Annotated in this window: 5 protein-coding genes; 3 read left to right on the forward strand and 2 right to left on the reverse strand. The window is 75.1% G+C overall.

Annotated elements, in window-relative coordinates:
• The 3 genes from HW577_RS23465 to HW577_RS23475 all read left to right on the forward strand — a co-directional run.
• The coding region (locus HW577_RS23465; RefSeq protein WP_198378524.1) for an aspartate racemase/maleate isomerase family protein at positions 1 to 409 on the forward strand (409 nt) is incomplete at its 5' end.
• A gap of 264 nt (positions 410 to 673) precedes the next feature.
• On the forward strand, positions 674 to 1,072 hold the full coding sequence (locus tag HW577_RS23470) for a hypothetical protein (RefSeq protein ID WP_198378525.1): 399 nt from the start codon (positions 674 to 676) through the stop codon (positions 1,070 to 1,072).
• A 4-nt stretch (positions 1,073 to 1,076) separates the two neighbouring features.
• On the forward strand, positions 1,077 to 1,733 hold the full coding sequence (locus tag HW577_RS23475) for a hypothetical protein (protein ID WP_198378526.1): 657 nt from the start codon (positions 1,077 to 1,079) through the stop codon (positions 1,731 to 1,733).
• Here the strand turns inward: HW577_RS23475 and HW577_RS23480 are convergent.
• Both HW577_RS23480 and HW577_RS23485 read right to left on the reverse strand, forming a co-directional pair.
• Entirely contained in the window at positions 1,696 to 2,361 is a 666-nt protein-coding gene (locus HW577_RS23480; protein WP_198378527.1) for a hypothetical protein, read from the reverse strand. The genes HW577_RS23475 and HW577_RS23480 overlap by 38 nt on opposite strands.
• Positions 2,362 to 2,364: 3 nt before the next feature.
• A partial coding sequence (locus HW577_RS23485) for a hypothetical protein (RefSeq protein ID WP_198378528.1) occupies positions 2,365 to 2,581 on the reverse strand: 217 nt, incomplete at its 5' end.

Consider the following 2,581-nt stretch of genomic DNA (forward strand, 5'->3'; position numbering starts at 1 on the left):
CGCGCTCTTCGCGGCGGAGGCGCTGGCCGCCCTCGGCGCCCGCCGCATCGCCTTCGTCCTGCCAGGCCGCGCCGAGGAAGCCGCAGCCCACGGCGCCGGCTTCGCGCCGGGGGGTCTTGCGACCGTCGGCGCACGGGGCCTCGGCTGCCCGGACAACCTCTCCGCCGCCGCCGTGCCGACGCCCGCAATCCTCGAGGCCGCGCGGGCCCTGGCGCGGGAGACCTCGCCGGATGCGATCCTCCTGTGGAGCACGAACCTGCCCGGCCTCGATGCCATGGCGCCGCTGGAAGCGGAGCTCGGCATCCCGGTCCTGGACAGTGCCGCCCTCGGCGTCGCCGCGGCGCTGCGGGCGGCGGGGCTCGGTACTGCACCGCTCGTGCCCTTCGGGCGGCTCTTCGAGATCCCCTGAGGCGCGGCCCGGGAGGCGGCCGGGACCGTCAAGCGCCGGCGGCCCCGCCGCGCGACCGGGGGCCTTCCCTGCGCGCGGTCGCGCGGAAGGCGCAGCGGAAGCCGCCTCGGACGCGCAGGGCGCGAAAGGGCGCCGACCGCGTCCCGACCGCCACACACCGCGCAAAGTCGTGTGGCACCCGAATCCGGCATGAAGCGCTTCAGCGCGTCTCAACCATTCCGACGGCATGCTCGCCGGTGAGAACATCCTTGACCGGAGGTTGCCATGGCGCCGCGCTTCCTCCCCGCCGCCGCCCTGCTCGCCATCCTGCCCCTCGCGCCCCTCGGCGCGGCGGAGGCCCCGCCGATCGCCGGCACCTGGCGCGCCATGCAGGGCGGCCAGTCGGTCGAGATCACGCTGACCGCGGACGGCACCTATGCCCGTCGCGATGCCGGGCCCGGCACCCAGCCCATGACGGTGACCGGCCGCTGGACCGCGCGCCCGGCCGAACCCTGGCTGCATGTGCGGATCGAGGACTGGTCGCCGCGCCGCGCCTGCGGCCTGGTCGGCTGCACGCCGATCCGTATGCGGACCGGCGAGACCTACCGCTTCATCCTCCAGGGCGAGGACCGCCTCTGGCTCGAGGATTCCGGTGGGCGAATCGAGTTGCAGCGTGCAGGGTAGGTCCATGGTGCACAGCAGCAATCGTGAGTTCGAGGCCGGAATGGCGCTTGCCGCCGACCTCGACCAGTGTCGCGCCGGATTCGGCGCGCTGCTGGCGCGCGCCGACATCCCGCCCGCCGCGGCCACCGAACTGCGCCGCCGCTACGCCGAACCCCACCGCGCCTACCACGATGCCGCGCATGTCGGCCTGCTCTGGCTGCGCCACCTGCTGCATGGCGGGGATGCCGGCGACCGCGACCTCGCACTCGCCATCCTGTTCCACGACGCGGTCTATGAACCCCTCGGCCGCGACAACGAGGCGCGGTCCGCCGCCTTGCTCGCCGCCATGGTGCCGGGCCGGACGGACTGGGCGCAGGCGGCGATCCTCGCGACGGCCGACCACCTCGGCTATGCGGGCACGGATTGCCGGACGCTGCGGCTGCTCGACCTGGACCTGACGCCGCTCGCTGAACGGCCCGCGCTGTTCGCGCGCAACACGGACTTCCTCCGCCGCGAATACGCCGCCGTGGCGGACCCCGCCTGGCGGCAGGGGCGGCACGCGGTGCTGGCGCGCTTCGCCGCGACGAAGAAGTTGTTCCGCACGCGCCTCGGCCTCATCTATGAGGCGCCGGCGCGCGCCAACCTCACGGCGGAACTGGCCGCGCTGGCCGCGGCGGCATGAAGCGGAAGGCGCCGGCCGACACAAGGCCGAGCGCCGCCCCTTCCACCAGGCCGCCGATGATCGCGCCCGTCACCAGGGACAGGCTGCCCTGGCCGGTCAGGCCCATCAGCCAGCGCAGGCTCGACAGCATGGTGCCGAGCATCCAGCCGACCATCACCACGCGCGTCCAGGAGGCCCGCTCCGCCACCACGGCATCGAGCACGCGCCCCTGCGCGAAGCCGTAGAACAGCCCCGCCAGCACGCCCTTCACCGCCGCGCCGAGGATGATGAAGGCCGGAATCGGGATGCTGCCGGCGAATTGCGCGAGCGCGCCATAGATCAGCCCGGTCAGCAGCACGACCAGGTAGCCCGCCACGGCTGTCGCGCCGATCCAGGCCGGCAGGCTCAACGCCGGATAGGCCCCGCGCAGCACGAAGCCCTGCGCCGCGCCGAGCACCGCCCCGGCCAAGGCCCCGCCGCCCGCCTGCAGGAAGGTGACCAGCAGCCCGAGCCGCGAGGCTTCGGCCCCCGCCGCCGGCAGCAGCGCCAGCGCCCAGATCGTGCCGAGCCCCGCCCCCACCGCGGCCCCCGCCGCGCAGGCGAGGATCCAGCGCCCGCCATGTCCCTCGGGCGGTGTCCAGTCGGCCATGGATCAGGCGTCCTCCGGCAAGGTCATGGTCAGCCAGCCGCGCCCGTCCATGCGCGCGCGGTCGCCGGGCAGCAGCAGCACCGTCGTCGTGTCGCTTTCCACGATGGCGGGCCCGGCGATCTCCTGCCCGGGCGCGAGGGCGGCGAAGTCGAGCACGGGCAGCGTCGCCTCCACCCCGCCCAGCCGCGCGCGGCGCGTGGCGAAGGGCGCGGCCGGCGCG

The organism is Neoroseomonas rubea (assembly GCF_016106015.1).
In the GTDB taxonomy this organism is placed as follows: Bacteria; Pseudomonadota; Alphaproteobacteria; order Acetobacterales; family Acetobacteraceae; genus Neoroseomonas; species Neoroseomonas rubea.